This window comes from Hyphobacterium sp. CCMP332 (assembly GCA_014323545.1).
Classification (GTDB): domain Bacteria; phylum Bacteroidota; class Bacteroidia; order Cytophagales; family CCMP332; genus CCMP332.
In genome coordinates, this window is the sequence record CP058647.1 from 2,996,780 (window position 1) to 3,016,680 (window position 19,901).

The 19,901-nt window shown below is 35.5% G+C and carries 21 protein-coding genes; 9 read left to right on the forward strand and 12 right to left on the reverse strand.

Annotated features, from left to right (window positions below):
- The first annotated feature begins 1 nt into the window (after window position 1).
- The 4 genes from HZR84_13200 (at window position 2) to HZR84_13215 (ending at window position 2,877) form a co-directional block, all read left to right on the forward strand.
- Window positions 2-673: a hypothetical protein gene (locus HZR84_13200; protein QNL22853.1), complete on the forward strand. Its 672-nt coding sequence runs from the start codon at window positions 2-4 to the stop codon at window positions 671-673.
- Entirely contained in the window at window positions 670-2,076 is a 1,407-nt protein-coding gene (gene dacB / locus HZR84_13205; protein QNL22854.1) for a D-alanyl-D-alanine carboxypeptidase/D-alanyl-D-alanine-endopeptidase, read from the forward strand. The genes HZR84_13200 and dacB overlap by 4 nt, the downstream gene beginning before the upstream one ends.
- A gap of 72 nt (window positions 2,077-2,148) precedes the next feature.
- Complete coding sequence (locus HZR84_13210; GenBank protein QNL22855.1) at window positions 2,149-2,379, forward strand: hypothetical protein; 231 nt, start codon at window positions 2,149-2,151, stop codon at window positions 2,377-2,379.
- Between the two features lie 45 nt (window positions 2,380-2,424).
- Window positions 2,425-2,877: a DUF2452 domain-containing protein gene (locus HZR84_13215; protein ID QNL22856.1), complete on the forward strand. Its 453-nt coding sequence runs from the start codon at window positions 2,425-2,427 to the stop codon at window positions 2,875-2,877.
- Here HZR84_13215 and HZR84_13220 read toward each other — a convergent pair.
- The 3 genes from HZR84_13220 to HZR84_13230 all read right to left on the reverse strand — a co-directional run bounded on the left by HZR84_13220 (window position 2,874) and on the right by HZR84_13230 (window position 6,574).
- On the reverse strand, window positions 2,874-4,673 hold the full coding sequence (locus HZR84_13220) for a hypothetical protein (GenBank protein QNL22857.1): 1,800 nt from the start codon (window positions 4,671-4,673) through the stop codon (window positions 2,874-2,876). The genes HZR84_13215 and HZR84_13220 overlap by 4 nt on opposite strands.
- Window positions 4,664-6,193: a glutamine-hydrolyzing GMP synthase gene (guaA, locus tag HZR84_13225; protein ID QNL22858.1), complete on the reverse strand. Its 1,530-nt coding sequence runs from the start codon at window positions 6,191-6,193 to the stop codon at window positions 4,664-4,666. The genes HZR84_13220 and guaA overlap by 10 nt, the downstream gene beginning before the upstream one ends.
- A 225-nt stretch (window positions 6,194-6,418) precedes the next feature.
- Window positions 6,419-6,574 (reverse strand): hypothetical protein, encoded by a 156-nt coding sequence (locus HZR84_13230; GenBank protein QNL22859.1) that lies wholly within the window; start codon window positions 6,572-6,574, stop codon window positions 6,419-6,421.
- Window positions 6,575-6,810: 236 nt separating this feature from the next.
- On the opposite strand from HZR84_13230, the gene fsa reads away from it, so the two are divergent.
- Genes fsa through HZR84_13250 form a run of 4 tightly spaced genes read left to right on the forward strand, consistent with a single transcriptional unit; the run spans window position 6,811 to window position 9,473 of the window.
- Window positions 6,811-7,464: a fructose-6-phosphate aldolase gene (fsa, locus tag HZR84_13235; GenBank protein QNL22860.1), complete on the forward strand. Its 654-nt coding sequence runs from the start codon at window positions 6,811-6,813 to the stop codon at window positions 7,462-7,464.
- Between the two features lie 3 nt (window positions 7,465-7,467).
- A complete protein-coding gene (locus HZR84_13240; GenBank protein ID QNL22861.1) occupies window positions 7,468-7,671 on the forward strand; it encodes a fructose-6-phosphate aldolase in 204 nt (67 codons plus the stop codon).
- The gene (locus HZR84_13245; protein ID QNL22862.1) at window positions 7,671-8,381 is read left to right on the forward strand and encodes an ATP-binding cassette domain-containing protein; all 711 of its coding nucleotides are present in this window, start codon (window positions 7,671-7,673) and stop codon (window positions 8,379-8,381) included. Before HZR84_13240 ends, HZR84_13245 begins: the two co-directional genes overlap by 1 nt.
- Window positions 8,382-8,390: 9 nt before the next feature.
- A complete protein-coding gene (locus HZR84_13250; protein ID QNL22863.1) occupies window positions 8,391-9,473 on the forward strand; it encodes a glycosyltransferase in 1,083 nt (360 codons plus the stop codon).
- Here HZR84_13250 and HZR84_13255 read toward each other — a convergent pair.
- From HZR84_13255 to HZR84_13270, 4 genes are all read right to left on the reverse strand, one after another.
- Window positions 9,455-10,366, reverse strand: a complete 912-nt coding sequence (locus HZR84_13255; GenBank protein QNL22864.1) for a glycosyltransferase family 2 protein — start codon at window positions 10,364-10,366, stop codon at window positions 9,455-9,457. The genes HZR84_13250 and HZR84_13255 overlap by 19 nt on opposite strands.
- A gap of 172 nt (window positions 10,367-10,538) precedes the next feature.
- Complete coding sequence (locus HZR84_13260; GenBank protein ID QNL22865.1) at window positions 10,539-11,276, reverse strand: hypothetical protein; 738 nt, start codon at window positions 11,274-11,276, stop codon at window positions 10,539-10,541.
- A 32-nt stretch (window positions 11,277-11,308) separates the two neighbouring features.
- Window positions 11,309-12,733 (reverse strand): HD domain-containing protein, encoded by a 1,425-nt coding sequence (locus HZR84_13265; protein ID QNL22866.1) that lies wholly within the window; start codon window positions 12,731-12,733, stop codon window positions 11,309-11,311.
- 59 nt (window positions 12,734-12,792) lie between these two features.
- Window positions 12,793-13,821 carry a PorP/SprF family type IX secretion system membrane protein gene (locus HZR84_13270; protein QNL22867.1) on the reverse strand — a complete coding sequence of 343 codons (1,029 nt, stop codon included), beginning with the start codon at window positions 13,819-13,821 and terminating at the stop codon, window positions 12,793-12,795.
- Window positions 13,822-13,907: 86 nt separating this feature from the next.
- Between HZR84_13270 and HZR84_13275 the strand changes: the two genes are divergently transcribed.
- Window positions 13,908-15,956 carry a dihydrofolate reductase gene (locus HZR84_13275; GenBank protein ID QNL22868.1) on the forward strand — a complete coding sequence of 683 codons (2,049 nt, stop codon included), beginning with the start codon at window positions 13,908-13,910 and terminating at the stop codon, window positions 15,954-15,956.
- On the opposite strand, the gene HZR84_13280 is transcribed toward HZR84_13275, so the two are convergent.
- The 5 genes from HZR84_13280 to HZR84_13300 all read right to left on the reverse strand — a co-directional run bounded on the left by HZR84_13280 (window position 15,953) and on the right by HZR84_13300 (window position 19,880).
- Entirely contained in the window at window positions 15,953-16,420 is a 468-nt protein-coding gene (locus tag HZR84_13280; protein ID QNL22869.1) for a hypothetical protein, read from the reverse strand. The two genes, HZR84_13275 and HZR84_13280, sit on opposite strands and share 4 nt — an antisense overlap.
- Window positions 16,421-16,437: 17 nt before the next feature.
- A complete protein-coding gene (locus tag HZR84_13285; GenBank protein ID QNL22870.1) occupies window positions 16,438-18,513 on the reverse strand; it encodes a PAS domain-containing sensor histidine kinase in 2,076 nt (691 codons plus the stop codon).
- Window positions 18,514-18,617: 104 nt separating this feature from the next.
- The gene (locus HZR84_13290; GenBank protein ID QNL22871.1) at window positions 18,618-19,157 is read right to left on the reverse strand and encodes a hypothetical protein; all 540 of its coding nucleotides are present in this window, start codon (window positions 19,155-19,157) and stop codon (window positions 18,618-18,620) included.
- Entirely contained in the window at window positions 19,130-19,537 is a 408-nt protein-coding gene (locus tag HZR84_13295; GenBank protein QNL22872.1) for a VOC family protein, read from the reverse strand. The genes HZR84_13290 and HZR84_13295 overlap by 28 nt, the downstream gene beginning before the upstream one ends.
- Before the next feature lie 4 nt (window positions 19,538-19,541).
- Window positions 19,542-19,880, reverse strand: coding sequence for a TfoX/Sxy family protein (locus HZR84_13300; protein ID QNL22873.1), 339 nt, complete (start codon window positions 19,878-19,880; stop codon window positions 19,542-19,544).
- Between the last annotated feature and the right edge of the window lie 21 nt (window positions 19,881-19,901).

Here is a 19,901-nt window from a genome sequence, read left to right on the forward strand (position 1 = left end):
TATGTCATTGCGCAATCTGCGTAAAATTCAATTGCTTCAAGAGGAATTAAATCGCGAGAATTTTTTAAAAACAGATATAGTACTTCCAAAAATAAGGGAGGATCAAATTCAAAAATCCAAGTTTGCTTCCGGTCTAAAAGATATTCTTAACAAACTGGGCTCAAAGAGCTTTGCTATGCCTAATGATATGCACTATCATATGGAGTACAATGGTCTTCTTATTCAATTTGATGATGAATTGCATTTTAACAGATACAGAAGAATAACACTTGAATCAGAGTTCTACATGAATTACATGGGATTTAATACAATATCATATAAATCCTATTGCAGGAACAATGAAAAAGAATGCATTAAAGCCGGTCTTTCAAATGGAGTCTGGGAAAATTCAGAATCATTAAAAATTTTTGGTCCCTCCGAAGAACCCGGAGATTTATCGCTGGAGAGAGCTGGTTCTTCCGGATGGAAATTGCGTGCCTGGAGGGATTTTCTTCAGGATGTTTCAGGCGAAGTATTGGGCTTTAAAGTATTGCGTATATCCACATACGATAAAATAATGGTCAATGGCAAAATTCAGTCCCTGGGAGAACTACTAAATTCATCAAACAAAAAGAATTTTTCCATCGTGGCAAAATCATTGATTCGCCGTATCATAAATATAAAAGGGTCATGAAATTTATCTGCTTCATACTTTTCGCACTGCTCTGTTTTGATGTTCATTCGGCTATTCGAAATATCAATGAGGCAGTTTTACAATTTCAAGGATTACCTGGCTTAAAGAATTCTTCATGGTCCATTAAAGCGAGAAATCTAAGCAGTAATACAGAGATCATCGATGTAAACAGCTCCATGAGCCTCATACCTGCTTCAACACTCAAGGCAATAACAACAGGAGTAGCCTTACTTGAAATGGGTTCATCATACACATTTCAAACGAAACTCGCATATAGCGGTACTGTGGAAGATTCAATACTTAATGGAGATGTAATAATTATTGCCGGAGGAGATCCAAGTTTTGGTAATTTGGATTTTTACGACTTCAACATTCTAGAAAAATGGACTGAAAAAATAAATCAATTAGGTATCGTGCAAATCAATGGAGAGCTCTTGGTATTGGATACACATTACTCCGGATTACTGACTCCTTCTACCTGGGTTTATCAGGATCTTGGAAATTATTACGGTGCCAGCCCTGCTTCATTAACTTTTAAGAATAATACTTTCCCAATCACTTTTGATCAAAACCCTGAAATTGGCGGATTAACAAGAATATTGGATCCGGATGGCGAAGAACTCGGAATTAATCTTATAAATCAAGTTAAATCCGGAACGAAGAATTCAGGAGACAGGGCTTATGTGTATGGCTGTCCTAATTGTGATATATATGCTATTAGAGGCACAATTCCCGCAGGAATGGGAACATTTACCATAAAGGCAAGTATTCCGGATCCCGCGCGATACTTTCTCAATCAATTTGAAAAACAATTGCTTGATAATAATATTCTTGTCAATGGCAAAAAAGAGGCCAGGTATGAATATAAGAATGCAATTACAATTTTAGATTCACATAAATCAATAGACTTGAGTGAGATACTCAGAGAAACCAATGTTAATAGCAATAATTTATACGCGGAACATTTAATATTGGAAATGGCAAAAAACAAAGCATTGGACAAACCCGAAGATGTAATCCCATTTTTTTTTGATCAACATCTAAGTTCAGAAGGTTTATTTATTGCTGATGGAAGTGGTTTGTCGCGATATAATGCGATTACGACTTCAAATCATATTGAACTCTTTGAACATATTTATAACTCCGAACATTTTGAAAGCTATTTGGCTACTTTCCCAAAAGGAGGTAAAGAGGGTACCATTAAAAATATGTTTAAACAAATGAACGGGAATGAGTTTTATGTCAAATCGGGAACGCTAAGTCGGGTAAAGGCCTTTAGCGGTTTTATACTAAACTCAGATAAGGAATTAATCGCTTTTTCCTTCATTGTGAATAATTACGATGGCAACAGTTCTGAAATAAGTTCAGAGATGGAAAAGGTTATTTACAGTCTTACAGATTAATATTTCATTTTCTAAATTTAATTTGATGCTTTTACATTCTGGTATATATTTGCTAAGGATTAATTTGAGAAAATGGTTAAGAAATCTATAATATTATCATTCATTCTATCAGGAATCTTAATGCTTTCTGGTTGTGCTGAACAAAATCATCCTCCTTCAGAAGTTGAGGATCCCAATCCAAATAGCGAAAGGATTTACGGCGACAAAGATGGTCCTCCTCGTCAGACAGCTAATACCTATCAGGCGGATCCCGCCAGTGTTCAAAAAGCCGATGCCTTGCGGCAAAAACTTTTTCCGAAATAAAGACTTTATAAAGCAGCATCAAGCTGCTTTTTTTTATTTAGAAAAATGAAGGAAAAAAATAGAGACATACAAAACCCGATTGATCCGGATAAAATTGCATTAAATCCCGGTTTACTGGAATATGCCAGCAATGTTGGCGGTGCATTAATCAAACCAACAGACAAAGGGAAAATAAAGGGAAGAGGGCTGGCTGCAATGGAAAAACAAAGTCAAAAGCAGCTGGAACAAATCTATGGGCAAATTGAAACTCTTGCTCGACAAGCTCAGGCAATTAAGGAAAGAGTTGAAGTCTCAAGCCGAATTTATTTAGCTGAAATGAGTTTTGAACCCTTAATTGGACACACTTATTTTTTATATCAGAAAAATGAAGATCTGGACGTGCTATCAATGATATCTCCGAAAGAGTGGGGTAGGAAAATACCCTATGCAGCATTTATTGCTTCTGTTGAACTATTACCTGATCATACCTGGGAAGTAAAAGAAAGTAATCTCGATTAATCTCTGATATCGGTAGTGTCTGATAATTCAGGATTTGGAATAATTATTTCCACACTATCAATTTCAAAAACAGAACTTCGACTAAAATTATTAAGCAAATCGACTTTAGGCCTGTATCCTACAGGGGCAATTTTACCATCTCTTACTTTCATTAATGGTGCCATGGCATTAAAATTTCCTAATGAATAGTCTATACCGCTAAAAATAAAACCCTTCCTGTAGTTTTCGTTTTTCAAACCTTCTTGAAAGTACTTGCCGTATTTAAATAAGGAAAGACCAAAGTGCATCATAATTTCAAAACCTGTTTCAGAATAGAAATCAGGCATTTTTTCAAAATCATATTGCATTCTATATCGCTGATAATAATTCTTACTATAATCAATATAATCCGGATAGGGAAAGTAAACATGTCTTCTTTCAAACTGGACTAAATCAATATTATCATATTCCAACCATCTTGACAGTCCTAAAATTTTTACCTGACTATTGCCTGCTTCAACAGCGCTGATGATTCTGCCAATAACTTCTCGGTTTGTTGTAGTTACGAACATATTTGTAAAGTCTTCTATGTGAGAACTGTCACCAAACAGATCAAGTAATTGGCCGGGGCTTGTTTTGTCAAAAACAATGATAGTATCTAATGTTTTGCCTTCTGCTTTTAAATGGTTATAAATTATGGCGGCCATTGCTGTATCTGTAGCTGTTTTATCCATTACAAGTATGTTGATAGCTGCAGAATCACCCAATAGACTGTCCAAAGCAAATTGTACCTGAATCCTGCTTAAATGTTGATAACTTGGCTGGAATAAATAAGCATATGGGTTATCTGCAATATACTCTTCATTTTGGGTAAAGGGATTGACTACGATAATCTGATTTTCCAAACCAAAATTGAGCATCATCTCACTTAAATTGGGATACAATGGACCAATAATTAAGTCGGCTTCGAGTGTTATGTTTTGATCCAGAATCTGACTTAATACTGAAGTATCTCCTCGTGTATCAAAAGGCCTGATGTTTAATGAAATGCCCTGTTTTTTAAGGCTGTCTGCGGCCTGAAGTATTCCGGCATAAAACTCATAAGCAAATTTGTTTTTTTCATATTGTATTTTCGATTTTACAGCAGGGTATTTGAATGGTAAGTATACGGCAATATTATAGCTGTCTTTAAATACTTTTTGATCGGGTTCGGACCTGTTTAATCCGGCAGGATCAAAATTAAATACATCGATAAGGCTTTCCAGAAGAATCATATCCTCTTCATTACCTGTATTTTGTTGCAACAGTTGGGCAAAACGATAGGCTAATACTTCATCATTGGGAAATTGATCATAAAGTTTTCTCAGAACTTCAAGATCATCATATTTCATCAAATAGTATATTTTGACATTATTGCTATTGAGGAAAAGATTTTCAGTTTCAATCATCGAAGCATAATTCAAAGCCAGTGAGGGTTCATTGGCATGGAAATAACAAATTGAAAGGAGATATCTCGCCTCATCGATTCCTTCCCAATAAGAATATCTGGTAGTTATTTGCAACAACATTTGTCTCGCCTGAAAAAAAAGCGAATCATTCATTGAGGCAATAGAATAAAGATAAGCTGCCTGTTCTTTATATTGGTTTTCAGGATCGTTATTGGCAATCGGCAATAATATTTGCATCGCCAAATCATAACTTTCTTTTTCCAAATATGACTTTCCAAGAAAAAACCTACTGGCATAATCCTGTTGTGCATAGCTTAATAAACTAATAATGATTAGAAAAACTAAAAGAATGATTTTCTTTATTCCCATTCGATTGTCGCTGGAGGTTTTGAACTTATGTCAAATACAACTCTATTCACGCCTTTTACTTTATTGATTATGTCATTTGAAATTCTGGCAAGAAAATCATAAGGAAGCCTGCTCCAATCTGCAGTCATTCCATCATGGCTGCTTACTGCCCTTAAAGCTATCACATTTTCATAAGTTCTTTCATCTCCCATTACCCCAACGGATTGAACCGGTAAAAGCATCGCTCCGGCTTGCCATACTTCGTTGTACAAATTATTCTTGTGGAGTCCTTCAATAAAAATGTCATCAACTTCCTGTAAAATCCTGACTTTTTCAGAAGTAATATCGCTAAGAATTCTAATGGCCAGGCCTGGACCCGGGAATGGATGTCTGTTGAGTATGTTTGGATCAAGATTTAATGCCTGACCTGCTTTTCTAACTTCATCTTTAAACAAAAATCGTAGAGGTTCGACAACTTTTAAATTCATTTTATCGGGTAATCCACCGACATTATGATGAGATTTTATAGTTGCTGAAGGCCCTTTTACAGAAACAGATTCTATAACGTCCGGATAAATAGTTCCCTGTGCCAGCCATTTTACATCTTTTATCTTATGGGCTTCTTCATCGAATACTTCAATAAATGTCTTTCCAATAGCTTTTCTTTTTAGTTCCGGATCGCTTATTCCTTCAAGTGCCTTATAAAATTGCTCTTTAGAATCTACACCGATCACATTTAAACCCATATCGCGATAGGAGTGAAGCACTTTTTTAAATTCGTTTTTGCGCAGTAGGCCGTTGTCTACAAAAATACAGAACAGCTGTTTTCCGATTGCTTGTTGTAACAACATGGCAGCAACACTTGAATCCACACCACCTGAAAGGCCAAGCACCACCTTGTCATTTCCCAGTTGGGATTTTAGTTTATAAATGGTCTCTTCAACAAAATGTGCGGGTGTCCAGTCCTGAGAACATCCACAAATATTCACAATAAAATTATGCAGAATTAATTTCCCCTCTTCTGTATGGGTAACTTCCGGATGAAATTGTATGCCAAACGTTGCTTCGTTTGAAAAACTGTATGCTCCCACTTCCACATCCTCAGTAGAAGCAATAATTTCAGCACCCTCAGGTAAGGTTTTGATTGTATCTCCATGAGACATCCAAACTTGAGAATTATTGGCTATGCCTCTGAATAATTGATTTTCCTGATGTATGCTTACTAAGTGAGCTCTTCCATATTCTCTGGTATTTGATCTTTCGACCGAGCCACCATTGGTTTTGGCCAGATATTGAGCTCCAAAACAAATTCCCAATAAAGGGATTTTACCTCTTATATACTTTAGATCTAATTCGGGTGCTTCGGTATCGTGAACCGAGCAAGGACTTCCGGAAAGTATAATTCCCTTAATTTCGGGATTAAGCACGGGGACCTTGTTATATGGATATATTTCACAAAAAACATTCAACTCTCTAACGCGTCTGGCTATCAGTTGAGTGTATTGAGAACCAAAGTCCAGGATTACTATTTCTTCAGGCATGGCGCAAAACTAATAAAAGGGAGTAATTGATTTTGAAATTATACTAAGAACTGGAAATAATTAATAGCATATACGCTACGGACTTTTATTCGTAGGATCATGATATCGTTTAAATGTTCAAATCCTTTTGAATACCTGAAATGCTTATAATAGTATTTTTTGCTTTTTTGGCCACCAAATTGATTGGCAAATCTGTCTTAAAATAGTAAGAATTATTCGTTAGTATCATTTTTTCTTTCTTCCTAGACCCATTCCCAATATTAACCCCAAAGCAATTCCCAATGCTAAATAGCTTGACAAATCATCAAGGGCTACTCCAATGGCGGCACCAATGCCTGCGCCTAAAGCAATTCCCAGAGCCAGTCTTCTCTTATTTTTCATACTTTGAATATTGGTTGAACATTAAAAATACAAAAGCCAAAAATTTTATTTAAGAAATGTGGGCCCCAAAATCAATAAGACTTTTCATTTAACTTTTAATATTCTAGCTTTGCACTGCGGGTTGGTACGACCAGCTCCTGCTGAATCCCCCAGGTCTTGACAGAAGCAAGGGTAGGCGGTTGTAGCGGTGCGATATCAGCTCGCTTTTTTTATATTCGCATAAACAAAAAAAGCACATGCAATTCTTTATCGATACTGCCGATCTCGACGAAATCAGGGAGGCTCAGGAACTTGGAATCCTGGACGGAGTTACCACGAATCCCTCCTTAATGGCAAAAGTTGGAATTTCCGGAAAAGATGCAGTTTTCAAACATTATAAAACCATTTGCGATATTGTAGATGACAATGTAAGTGCTGAAGTAATTGCTACGGATTTTAAAAATATAATCAAAGAAGGTGAAGAACTTGCGGCAATCGATGATAAAATTGTTGTTAAAGTTCCTATGATACCGGATGGTGTAAAAGCCATCAAATATTTTTCTGAAAAAGGAATTCGGACCAATTGCACATTAATTTTTAATGCAGGACAAGCTCTAATGGCGGCAAAAGCCGGTGCCAGTTATGTTTCCCCTTTTATCGGAAGGTTAGATGACATATCAAGCGATGGTCTCAATCTGATTGAGCAGATCGTACAGATATTTGATAATTACGGTATTGAAACTGAAATATTGGCGGCATCCATCAGACATACGATGCATCTGGTCCAATGTGCTGAAATTGGAGCTGATGTGGCCACCTGTCCTTTATCGGTTATTAAGGGATTATTTAATCATCCCCTGACAGATATTGGACTTAAGAAGTTTCTGGAGGACGCCAAAAAATTCAATTAATTCATGTATATCATCAAGGTAAAAGGCAAAGCCAAAATACCTGATTATATTCAGCTCAGGGATGAAAATTATATCCTTATGGCCTATTTTAGAGCTGACAGACCTTTAAAAAAACTGGAGAAATACGGATTGGAAGGGAAAGAAGAGGCTTTGGAAACTCTGATAAAAGACCTGCCTTTTGGAAAATTAAAAAAATTGGAATTATAATGTCATTTGCTCCTGATCTTGTTCTGGAAGTTAGAAACGCATTTATTTATCAGGAAGAAAATGCAGTTTTAAAGGACATTAGTTTTAATGTCACCAAAGGAGAATTCGTTTATCTCATAGGTAGAACCGGAAGTGGCAAAAGTTCACTTCTTAAAACACTTTATGCGGATCTACCATTCAATTCGGGCGAGATTGTCATTGCTGGTCATAGAATAAATGGTATTCCTCGAAAGGAAATACCCGAGCTCAGAAGAAAAATCGGAATAGTTTTTCAGGACTTTCAATTATTAATGGATAGAAGTGTTGAAGAAAACCTTGTTTTTGTAATGAAAGCCACAGGTTGGAAGGAAAGTTCAAAAATCAAGCAAAGACTTAGCAGTGTATTAATGAGGGTAGGCCTGGGCTCTTTGGGATCAAAACTTCCGCATCAACTTTCCGGTGGAGAACAGCAAAGAGTTGCCATTGCAAGATCACTGATTAACGATCCACAACTTTTAATTGCCGATGAGCCTACTGGTAATCTCGACCCCCAGGTAGCAGAAGGAATTCTTAATTTATTTCAGGAAATTAATAAGGGTGGTACAGCCGTCTTGATGGCAACGCATAATCACAACTTTATTGAGAAAATCCCGGCTAGAGTCATTAAATGTGCCGAGAATAAAATTTTCGATTCAAAATCCGAAAGTTTTTCTTTCACCGATATTTGGTAAATTCAGACGGTGAAACGAATTGTATTCACGGTTTCTAATGACCTCAATTTTGATCAGAGAATGATCAAAATATGTACCTCATTGTCAAATGCCGGTTTTGATGTTCTAATTATTGGTTTTAAAAAGAAAAACTCAATTCCATTAGGCAAAAGTATTTATCAAAAAGAACGAATTCCCACACTATTTCAAAAAGGGAAAATGTTTTATTTAGAGATTTCAGTCCGACTGTTTTTTAAGCTATTATTTGTAAGAACAGATATCATTTCTGCGGTAGATACTGATACTTTACTTCCCTCATATATAGTTGCAAAATTTAGAAGTAAAAAACTTGTTTTTGATGCACATGAATACTTTTCTGAAACTTCAGGTCTGGTAGGCAGGTCTTTTGAAAAAAAGATTTGGCAATGGCTTGAAAACAGCCTCATACCAAGGGTTAAAAATGCATATACTGTTAACGAAAGTCTGGCAGTTATCTTCAAAAATAAGTTTAATATCAATTTTCGTGTTGTCCTTAATACTCCGGAATTAATGGAATTGAATAAATCCGATAAAGCCTCTGAACATTTCTATATATATCAAGGGGTATTAAATAAAGGAAGGGGTCTTGAAGAATTATTACAGGTATTTGGCCAAAACAATCTGGAATTGAGAATAGCCGGCGAAGGCCCATTAAAAAAGTTTCTTAAAAAGGAAATTGAAATCAAAGGCTTGGGCAAGAGAATTAAGCTATTAGGTAATTTGAAACCCGAAGAATTACGTGATTTAACGAAATGTGCTTTTGCGGGATTTAATCTAATCGAAGGTAAAGGGAAAAGCTATTATTACAGCCTTGCAAATAAATTTTTTGACTATATACATGCTGAAATCCCGCAAATTGGCATGAATTTTCCCGAATACAAAAAGATCAACGAAAGGTTTAAAGTGTCCATTTTAATAGATTCTTTTAACGAAATCAATCATGCCATTGAGCAATTGGAAAGTGACCAATCCTTATGCAAAACAATGAAAGAAAATACACTCAGAGCAAAGAAAGTGTATAATTGGAGTAATGAAGAAAGAAAATTGTCAGAGATCTATTTATCCCTTAATTGAAGCAATAGATGCAATTTAAATAAATCGAGATTCCGCAAATTAGGCCACTCTGACATTAAATTCCTGAGTAGTTTCTTTTCGATTTTTGATAAAATGAACTTTGCTGTGGCCCTTAATCCCAGCTTTTTCAATTTGTTTTCAACAGAAAGCAATGAAATAAATTTCTTAAAATCTTTTTCAATGTAAGCCTGGGATTCAAAGAAAATCAAATTGCCTATAGCCTCCTCTGTTCTCTTTAAAAATTCACGATTTTCAATTAAACCTGTATTGAGTACCGGATTGTCTATGTGTTTCACCGGAATATTTTGTTTCATCAATAAGTAGGCATAAACTGTATCATTGTAACCGTAATTTTTACTTTGCCGATCGAAGGGAACCTGTAAAAAAAGACTTTTCATAACCATAAAATTCGAGGCCCAAAATTTTAAATGCGGATTCAGATTTCTTATTGTGAATACCGCTTCTTCTCTTTTTTTCCCGTGTTTCCACTTAAGAATTTTTTTGGGGTTTTTCGGAGCTTTCGATTGGTAAACATTTCCGCCACACAGAAATATATTGCTTGGTGTTTGCTCTATCCATTTCTTGAGAAAATCATCCTTAAGCAATCTGATATCAGCATCAAGAAAAAGTAAATATTCACCACGGGCTTGTTCTGCCAAACTATTTCGGTTTTCGCAATATCCGAGATTACTTTCTTGAATGGAGTAAGTAAACCCGCTTAGCTTACTTATAAACTTGGCATTTTGTTGACTTAGCTCTTGATTGGTTGAGGCGTCATCAGAGAATATGACTTCTATGTTTGATTGGGCTATTTTCACAGCCTTGCTCAGATCTTCGGCAAGACCACTTATGTCTTCATTGAAAACAGGAATTAGCACAGAAATAATCGGCATTTAATCTTATTTATTTAACCAGAGGTCGTATTCCTTTAATGAGCGGTAATAGTTTAATAAAGATGGATTGTATCTTTAAGGTATCAAGAATACTTACCTATAAGGTTAGTAGTTTTTCATGGACAAAGAGTTTTAGTGGTCTAAAAAGGGGTTTTCTTTAGAAAACCCTTTTTTATTTGCCTTCTTTTGCTTTTCTCATTGCGGCGAGGTTATTTTTTGGAAGTACAAATTTCTCATCGAGCTTAAGTGCCTCTTCGAACTTGGCTTTTGCTTCCTCTTCTTTGTTGATATTGAGCAACAACATTCCTTGCATATTGTATATCCCCGCTTTCATCGGCACCTGTTGTGATTGGCCCTGACCGAGAAAAACCTGAATTTTTGTTTCATCTACTTTTTCATCCGCCAATAGAGCCTGAATGGTTAAATCTGCCTCACCAAATCTTTTTAAATCATATTGTAAAGTGGCAATCTGATACAGATGATAAATATTCTTGGTTACTGGATATAAAACCTCATAATCCTCCAGAGCCAATTTAGCTAACCCAAGATTTTGTTCAGAGATCGCTTTAATTTCCAATATGCCCGTTTTGTCAGGGCTTTCTTCCAATATTTCTCTGGCTACCAAAATGCACTCTGTATATGAACCCATTTGATAATACAATATGGCCAGAGAGTCCACTAGATTTTTACTCTCAGGTTGCATGGCAATCATATTAAACAAGGCATTCTTAGCAGCTACAGCATCATTGTATTTTAATGCTCTTCGCATTATGGACTTTTGTAATTCAAATTCCTTTGATATTCCTGATTCTAATGTCTTTGTTGGTGTAGCTTCACTTTTGCCTTTTTTTTGGGCAAATGAAACATTAACCAATCCTATAATTAAGAGACTTAATACTAATTTTTTCATTTCAAATTTTATTTCCATGTAATTATATTGAATTATTCCTGTACATGAGACTTTAAACCCAATTCATTACCCAGTTTGTACATCAATTTTAAAGCTTCCTGTTTATTGTTTTGTATTTCTCCATCCAAAATTGCTTCACGAACCGCAGTTTTAATTTTTCCAATTTCAGGAGAGGGTCCAATATTAAAGGTTTTCATTATGTCCTGTCCACTAATTGGAGGTTGAAAATTTCTCAATTTATCTTTCTCTTCTACCTCTTTTAGCTTTTCGCTAACAATATCAAGGTTATTCAAATATCTTTTCTTACGCGATTCGTTTTTTGAGGTTATATCAGCACGACAAAGTGCCAATAAATCATCAATATCATCACCAGCCTCAAACAATAGACGCCTCAAAGCAGAATCAGATATTTCATCGCGGACCAAAGGAATAGGCCTCAGATGTAAACGGACCAGCTTTTGCACGTATTTCATTTTTTCATTTAGAGGCAATTTTAATTTTCTAAATATGCCAGGAACCATCCTGGAACCCAAATCTTCATGTCCGTGAAAAGTCCATCCCGCATTTTTATCAAATCTTTTTGTAGCCGGTTTAGCAATATCATGCAGTATGGCTGCCCATCGAAGCCATAAATTATCAGTATTTTTTGCTACATTGTCTAGTACCTGTAATGTATGATAAAAGTTATCCTTGTGAGACTTACCTTTTTTAGTTTCAGTACCTTTTAAGGCAATCATTTCCGGAAATATTAGTTCAAGCAATCCACAGGAATCCAGAAGTTTGAATCCATAAGAGGGCTTAGGGCTTTCAATAATTTTATTTAGTTCAACCGAAACTCTTTCAAATGAGACGATTGAAATTCGATTCTTATTATTAATTATTCCCTCAAATGTATCAGAGGCTATATCAAAATTTAATTGGCTGGCAAAACGTACGGCACGCATCATTCTCAATGGATCATCAGAGAATGTGATTTCAGGATCAAGGGGTGTTTTTATAATCTTTCTCTTAAGATCATCTAGACCTTTAAAAGGATCAATCAATTCACCATAATCCGATGTGTTTAAGGAAATGGCCATGGCATTGATAGTAAAATCCCTTCTGTTTTGATCATCTTCCAGACTGCCATCTTCTACGACGGGATTTCTGGAATTCCGATCGTAAGACTCTTTCCGCGCCCCTACAAATTCAAGATCAAAATTCTTCCAGTTGATTTTAGCAGTGCCAAAATTTTTATATATCTGCACTTTTGAGGATCCTTTTAATTTGCTTTTTACGGCTTTAGCCAGATCTATACCACTTCCAACACATACAAAATCAAGATCGGTACAATTTCTGTCCAATATCAGATCACGCGGAAAACCTCCAACAACGTATGTTTCAAATTTTAAATCCTCAGCACAATCTGAAATTGTTTGAAAAATGGCATCCTGATTTAATTTTGAACTGAAATTCATGAACGAGCTAGGGGTCGATTATTTCGGCATGCAAAATTAGAAAAAAAATACTGCTTCGTTTAAAGAATTGGCATTGGAAGCATTTTTGGATAGGATTTGATAATTCCCCATTTATAAAACCCAAAACGCAGTGATAAGGTGATCTCATGAGCTCCTCCATTGCTGTTATAAAGGGGCCCTATCCCAAGGTCATAGCTATATGAAAAACGAAATTCATCCATTTTCAAACCCGCAATAAAAATGATTGCATCCTGATTAAGAATATCTGATCTTTCAAAACTCGGAAGTGGTATGCCGCGATACCAGACCCCAAAAATCACCGGTTCTGCTATCAAATGCGCGCCAATATCCCATTGATGACTCGGACCTTGCAATTTGTATTGCATCATAGGGCTTAAGCTCACTTCTTTCAGACCTTTTTTTACTCTTCCGTTAGCATTGATGAATGCGAATTTATAACCTCCATGAAAAACGAATTTAGCTGGTAATTTTGATTCATTGGTAATAAAACTTTGATCGGGATTATTCAAATGGTCGCCGACAACTCCTATCCAAAAATTTTCATGAAATAATACGGCACCACTTCCCACACTTGCCATTGTTTTTCTTCCAAAATCTTCAAAATTTTCCGAGCTCGGCCCTGAAACATTTCCGGAAGCATCGAGCTGATCAGCATATATCAGGTCTGAAAAACCTATACTTCTTACGATTAGCCCTGCTTTGAGTCCGAAGCGGAGGGAATACTTTTGATTTAATTCTACACCGGTTGAAAACATTGTGGAAAATGAACTTGACCTTACTATTCCATCTCCAAAATTATCATCATTTATGCTGAGACCAACACCACTATTGGTGTTTTTAATATGATAATCACCGCTGAAATTATAAGAAATAAATTCGTTTTCCAGCGATGGGTATTGTACTCTGTAGTTTATAAATGCCGAGAAAAACTTCGACGTTCCTATATAAGCAGGGTTTAATTCCATCGGAATGGCATAATATTGAGATCGTTGCAAATCCTGTGCAAAGGCATTCAAAGAAATTACCAGAATGATGGTTAAACTTCTGCTTATATTTTTAAACAACATTAAATAACAAACGGCTATAATATATCTATATTGAATGAGGCCAAATTTCGGTTTTTTCTTATTATTTGCAGTCTAAAATCAGAACTATGCTTAAATATATTTTAATAGGATTAATATGTATTTCATTATTTGCCTGCGAGCAAAAGCAGGAAAATGTAACAGAGGAGCCGGAAATAAAGCTCAATTCATTTGAATACAAGGCCGATCGCTTTGCTGATATTCAAATACTTAGGTATAAGGTACCCGGATTTGATCAATTGACATTAAAGCAAAAAAAGCTGGTTTATTATTTATCTCAAGCCGCGTTGAGTGGCAGGGATATTTTTTACGATCAAAATTATAAGCACAATATTAGGTTCAGAAAGACCATTGAAAATATTGTCAAGCATTATAGCCGAGACCGCAATTCTGATTTGTTTCAAAGATTTATGATATGGGCCAAAAGAGTATGGTTTAGCAGCGGAATTCATCATCACTATGCTTTCAATAAGTTTAAACCGGGTTTTACAGCTGAAGAATTTGCCAGGCTCATTGTGGACAGTCAACATCCGGATTTTCCGACAATGCCAGATGAGAATGGTCAAATGTATATTGACAATATGTCAAAACTCCTGTTTGAAGATGAGGACAATCTGATAAAAAAGAATCAAGCTGTAAAAGATATGGTATCCGGATCTGCAGTTAATTTTTACGAAAATGTTACACAAAAGGAAGTTGAAGACTATTATGCTTCAATTTCAAAACCAGGAGAAAAAAGACCGATTGCTTATGGGTTGAATTCAAAAGTTGTCAAAGAAGAGGGAGAGGTTTTTGAGAAAAAATGGATGATCGGAGGCATGTATTCTGATGCCCTGGAAAAAATGGTATACTGGCTGGATAAAGCTAAGGATGTAGCAGAAAATGAAACACAAGCTGAAGGCCTGGAATTACTGATAGAATATTATAAAACCGGAGATTTAAAAACTTGGGATGCATATAATGTTGTTTGGGTAAGTGATACCAATTCTGTGGTTGACTATATCCATGGATTTATTGAAGTATATGATGATCCGCTTGGATACAAAGGATCTTATGAATCCGTTGTTGCAATAAAAGATTTTGAAATGAGTAAAAGGATGGCGGCACTTTCAAAAAATGCACAATATTTTGAAGACAATTCGAGTATCATGGAGGTTCACAAAAAAGATACTGTTAAAGGTGTTTCTTACAGGGTGATCAATGTTGTAATGGAAGCAGGAAGTGCTGCACCATCAACGCCTATTGGGATCAACTTGCCAAATTCAAATTGGATCAGAAAGGAGCACGGTTCAAAATCAGTATCTCTGGGAAATATAAAGGAGGCCTATGAACAAATGGGGAGTTCATTGGAGGAATTTGCCTGGGATGAAGCTCAACTAGAACGAGGCAAAAAATTTGGTTCCGTCGCAGGTAAAATGCATACTGCCCTACACGAAGTAATAGGTCATGCCAGCGGACAACTTGAAGAGGGTGTTTTGACACCCAAAGAAACACTTAAAAACTACACATCTCCTTTAGAGGAGGCAAGAGCGGATTTAGTGGCCTTGTATTTTATAATGGATCAAAAACTTGTTGATCTGGATTTAATTCCTTCATTGGAAGTTGGGAAAGCACAATACGATGGCTATTTGAGAAATGGTCTGATGTTGCAGCTGAGAAGAATCGAACCGGGTCAGGAAATTCAGCAAAGTCATATGAGAAACAGGCAGGCGATATCAAAATGGGTATATGAAAGAGGGGCAGAGGAAAACGTAGTTGAGATTAAATTGAAGGAAGGCAAATCATTTGTAGTAATAAATGACTATGAAAAACTTCGCGAATTATTTGGTGAGTTGCTTCGGGAAATTCAAAGAATTAAAAGTCAGGGCGATTATGAGGCCGGAATGGCTTTTATAGAAAATTATGGCGTGAAAGTAGATGAGAATATGCACGATGAAGTTTTAAGTCGCTATGAAAAATTAAATATGGCACCCTATTCTGGTTTTATTCAGCCGAGACTTGAAGCTCTTATGGAAGGCGAAGAAATAATCGATGTTAAAATCTCTTATCCGAGCGATTTTGTAGAACAAATGTTGTATTACGGTGAAGAGTATGCTTTTTTACCTTATTATAACTAGTTTTTGAGGGAATTTTTTCGAACCTCATCGAGTTTGTCGAAGAGCACACTGGCTTTGTGGGCTACAGGGTCTGCTTCTTCTTTCCATATGTACTCAAAATCAGTTGTATCGATACGTATGGTTAAGAAATAGGTCATGTTACCTCTCATATTGCTTTGGAAGTCAGAATTGATTAAATCCTTACTTAGAACATCAATTGATATTATATCGTCCAGGGGAATTCTATTGATTCGAGATGTGGGATGATTGTTTTCGAGTTTCCATAGATTAGCATTTTCCATCAAACGATAATAATTATAGGTTCCTGCAAAGCCTCCGCCATAACCAAAATCGATAAATTTAAATCCGGCCTGAAATTGATTATCTGCTTGGGAGGCAGATTTTCCGCTTTTACAACTTCCTGAAATGAAGACAGTTAAAAGCAATATTAACAGGTAGGAAGAATTGGAGTCATAATTATTCATAAATCCAAAATAGCTTATTATTTCCCCATATTTGGTATAGAAAAAATAATTTCAGTGCCTTCCTGATAAACAGAATTTATTTCGATAGTACCATCCAGTTTTTGCACCGTTTGTTTTATTATATGCAAGCCCAAACCTATTCCTCTTGTAGAATGGTCCGCTCTGTAAAACATATCAAATACTTTTGCCAACTGCTCTTTTTTCATCCCAATGCCATTGTCTTTAACGTGAATTTTTAAATAATCATTTTTACAAATTGCTTTAATTTCGATTATATTTTTTGATTTGTTTTTGTCGCGATATTTAATGCTATTGCTAAATAAATTTCTAAGAATTAGTTTGATTCTTTTAGTATCCAGGTAGAAATCTGCCTTTTGCTCAACTTCAATATTCCATTCAGAATCACTAAAACCAGATTCGTTTTCCTGGTTCTCTATAACCTCTTCAATTATTTTTTTAATATTGATTTTGGTTTTTTCCAGCGAGCTACGATGGTTGTATACCATTCCCAGGAGATCATTGGTGATATCATCCAGTCTGTTAAGACTTTTTTGCAAATTGGATTTTAATTCAGTATTAAATTCGGCATTGGATTCATCCTCAGCAAGGTCTAACAATCCTTTTGCAGTATTTATAGGTGCTTTGAGGTCATGGGATAATCCTTTAATTACCAGATCCATTTCGCTATTTAAGTCAGAGAGCTCCCTGTTTTGCATAATAATTTTTTCCTCTATTTCTTTTCTTTCGAGTGCTGAAGCTGTTTGGTAAACAATTGTCTCAATAAAATTATGATCTAATTCCAGATTTACATCTTTTGGAATGATGGCAATATTTCCATGTACAAAAGTGTTTTTAGCAATTCCGATAGCATAGATCTTTTCAAGATTCACTATCCCTTTTAAGGCTTGTATCAAGGCCTTTCCAATTACACCTTTTAATACAACAGGTATATTGGGTTTATATGAAACAAGTTTTCCGGATGTTTTTGTATCCAATGATTGTCTATCCGTGGGTCCTGATAATCCTTCGATTGGTTTTCCTAATAAACTACTTATTTTTTTAAGAAGAGTCGAGTAACCTTTGATTTTTATTATTCTCCATCTTTTACCCCCATCCTCATACGAAGTATAGGTTACAATTCCACGGCCTCCTATGTATTTATAAATTTCATCAACGCAATGTTCTCTTATTTCATCTTGAGAACGCAGCTCCATTAAAGTTTGGGCGGATTCGGCCAGAATTCGCATGTTGGATTCACTTCGTTTAATAAAATCTTCGTGAAATTTACGTGATGTAAAATCTTGCTGCATCCCAATAAAACGCAAAGCCTCACCATTGGCACCTCTGTCTATAACACGCCCTGTATCATAAATCCAAAGCCATTCATTGGATTTGGTTTTGAGTCGATAAATCGATTCATAAAATTCAGTTTTCCCTTTTATATGATCATCCAGGGTTTGAAGTGCTTTTTTCTTATCATCTTCATGTAATAATCGTTCCCAAATGGCGGTGTTTTCTTCTAAGTCACCCTTTTTAAAACCAAGCATCTCCCACCAGTTATCATTGTACACGATGACATCCTTTTTTAAATCCCAATCCCAAATTCCGGACTTGCTGTTTCGGATACTGAGATCTAATCTGGTATTTGCTGCTTTTAATTCCTCACTTGAACGAATTTCTTCGTCAATGTTGATGCTGATTCCAATCCAGTTTTTAATCTCTCCGGATTCATCAAAAAATGGATTTGCACTAACTTTAAACCACTGGTAATCCCCTGACTTGTTTTTATGTCTTTGTGTATTGGTGAATGCTTTTTTATTTGCGGTAGCTTCGTTCCATAATAGCTTAATTGACTCAATTTCAGCCGGATGAACAGTAGAGGCCCATTCTTCATCAGAGATTTCAGAATTTTCAATCCCGAGGTATTTTAATCCATAATCATTGCAATACTGCATCTTGCCATATTTATCCGTTATCCAAACAATGTTTGGAAGAGTATTAGCAAAACTGGTTAGGCTGTTTTCAGGGCCTACGGTATTATTAAATATTGAAGTAAACACCGAACTGTTGATTTCTGATATATTCTTTTGCAAAAATGATTTGATTTGGATGATCTAATTACTTTATAAAATTATAGACAATTGGCTTGGGGATAAATCCTAAGACAAATTATCCTTTACACATGTAATATTCTTTCTCAATCAACACGTTTACCATTCTTGTCTATAAAAAACCAGGAATCACTGAAAGGCACTTTATATTCGCTAAATTCTGACTTCTGGCAATAAAAACTCACTTTAGCTTTTTGATTTTTAAATGGGAAGGCACATTGAAATTTTGCGGGTATTACTATTTCTCCTTTAAAATTGGAATAACCAATTTTGTCGATGTTTATAAAACGAAATAAGCCATCTGAAATATAATCAGGGCCGTTATCAATTTTATAGATTTCAAAAAGTGTATCGGTATTATAATTTATCGCATATATCTTGCCATTTTTTCCTGCAACGGAAACAAAGAATTCCGAAGAATCACTGAAGCAAAAATCAAAGAGTCCCGGTTTGAGAAGTATTTCACCTTTGGCATTTTTATATCCACAATTGCCATTATTATCATGAAAAACAGACATTCTGTTTTTCTGCGAATAAATAGGATTAGATAGGAGGCATAAAAAACCAACTGTAAAAATGGGTAGTATAAGATTTAATTTTAGTGCCTTTCGTAGCTCAGCATCCATTTAACTCCAAATTGATCGGTGACCTTTCCAAATCTGGCTCCCCAAAATGTATCCTGAAGTGGCATAGTTATATCTCCATTTTCCGCCAAAACGAAAAAATACCTCGTTAATTCTGATTCTGAAATACAATCAATTGATAATTGGATATTGCGATTAAGTTTTGATTTTCCGAGTCTCAGATCATCACATCCCATAATCACCGCATTTTCAGTATATAAGGCTGCATGCATGACTTTATTTAGATCCTTTTCATCAACTTTCATTTCAGGAACCTCATTATAGTCTTTAATTTCAAGTCTGCCACCAAAACATTTTGAATAGAACCCCATCGCCTCTCGGGCATTTCCGTTAAACATGATGTAAGGATTAAGTGTTTTCATGCTTTTATTTTTTTGATGATTTGGCTTTAGGATTATAAATAAGACATTGATTTATCCAATATTCCAAATCCTGGTCATTGTCAATACCTTTTGGCTCTACATAAATATAGCCTTTCATTGGCCTTTTGGTGAAGTCCATTGGTCTTGCCCCATTTTTTTTAACCAGTTTATCATTTTCTTCAGGATCAACTCTTGCCATCAGATCATTTTTAATAACACCAATGCACATTTTATCATTGACCATAAAGCAAATTCCACCAAACATCTTTTTTGTTTCGTATTTTTGATTTTTGGAATCCAAAACTCTTTGGATTCTTTCTGACAAGTATTCGTCGAAAGGCATTATTTAAATTATTAAATTAAA

Coding starts and splice junctions, on each gene's coding strand:
- fsa (QNL22860.1), top strand. CDS start 6,811: ATGCAATTCTTTATCGATACTGCCGATCTCGACGAAATCAGGGAGGCT.
- HZR84_13200 (QNL22853.1), top strand. CDS start 2: ATGTCATTGCGCAATCTGCGTAAAATTCAATTGCTTCAAGAGGAATTA.
- HZR84_13280 (QNL22869.1), bottom strand. CDS start 16,420: ATGAATAATTATGACTCCAATTCTTCCTACCTGTTAATATTGCTTTTA.
- HZR84_13215 (QNL22856.1), top strand. CDS start 2,425: ATGAAGGAAAAAAATAGAGACATACAAAACCCGATTGATCCGGATAAA.
- HZR84_13295 (QNL22872.1), bottom strand. CDS start 19,537: ATGAAAACACTTAATCCTTACATCATGTTTAACGGAAATGCCCGAGAG.
- HZR84_13275 (QNL22868.1), top strand. CDS start 13,908: ATGCTTAAATATATTTTAATAGGATTAATATGTATTTCATTATTTGCC.
- HZR84_13255 (QNL22864.1), bottom strand. CDS start 10,366: ATGCCGATTATTTCTGTGCTAATTCCTGTTTTCAATGAAGACATAAGT.
- HZR84_13265 (QNL22866.1), bottom strand. CDS start 12,733: ATGAATTTCAGTTCAAAATTAAATCAGGATGCCATTTTTCAAACAATT.
- HZR84_13230 (QNL22859.1), bottom strand. CDS start 6,574: ATGAAAAATAAGAGAAGACTGGCTCTGGGAATTGCTTTAGGCGCAGGC.
- HZR84_13270 (QNL22867.1), bottom strand. CDS start 13,821: ATGTTGTTTAAAAATATAAGCAGAAGTTTAACCATCATTCTGGTAATT.
- HZR84_13300 (QNL22873.1), bottom strand. CDS start 19,880: ATGCCTTTCGACGAATACTTGTCAGAAAGAATCCAAAGAGTTTTGGAT.
- HZR84_13260 (QNL22865.1), bottom strand. CDS start 11,276: ATGAAAAAATTAGTATTAAGTCTCTTAATTATAGGATTGGTTAATGTT.
- HZR84_13220 (QNL22857.1), bottom strand. CDS start 4,673: ATGGGAATAAAGAAAATCATTCTTTTAGTTTTTCTAATCATTATTAGT.
- dacB (QNL22854.1), top strand. CDS start 670: ATGAAATTTATCTGCTTCATACTTTTCGCACTGCTCTGTTTTGATGTT.
- HZR84_13210 (QNL22855.1), top strand. CDS start 2,149: ATGGTTAAGAAATCTATAATATTATCATTCATTCTATCAGGAATCTTA.
- guaA (QNL22858.1), bottom strand. CDS start 6,193: ATGCCTGAAGAAATAGTAATCCTGGACTTTGGTTCTCAATACACTCAA.
- HZR84_13290 (QNL22871.1), bottom strand. CDS start 19,157: ATGGATGCTGAGCTACGAAAGGCACTAAAATTAAATCTTATACTACCC.
- HZR84_13240 (QNL22861.1), top strand. CDS start 7,468: ATGTATATCATCAAGGTAAAAGGCAAAGCCAAAATACCTGATTATATT.
- HZR84_13245 (QNL22862.1), top strand. CDS start 7,671: ATGTCATTTGCTCCTGATCTTGTTCTGGAAGTTAGAAACGCATTTATT.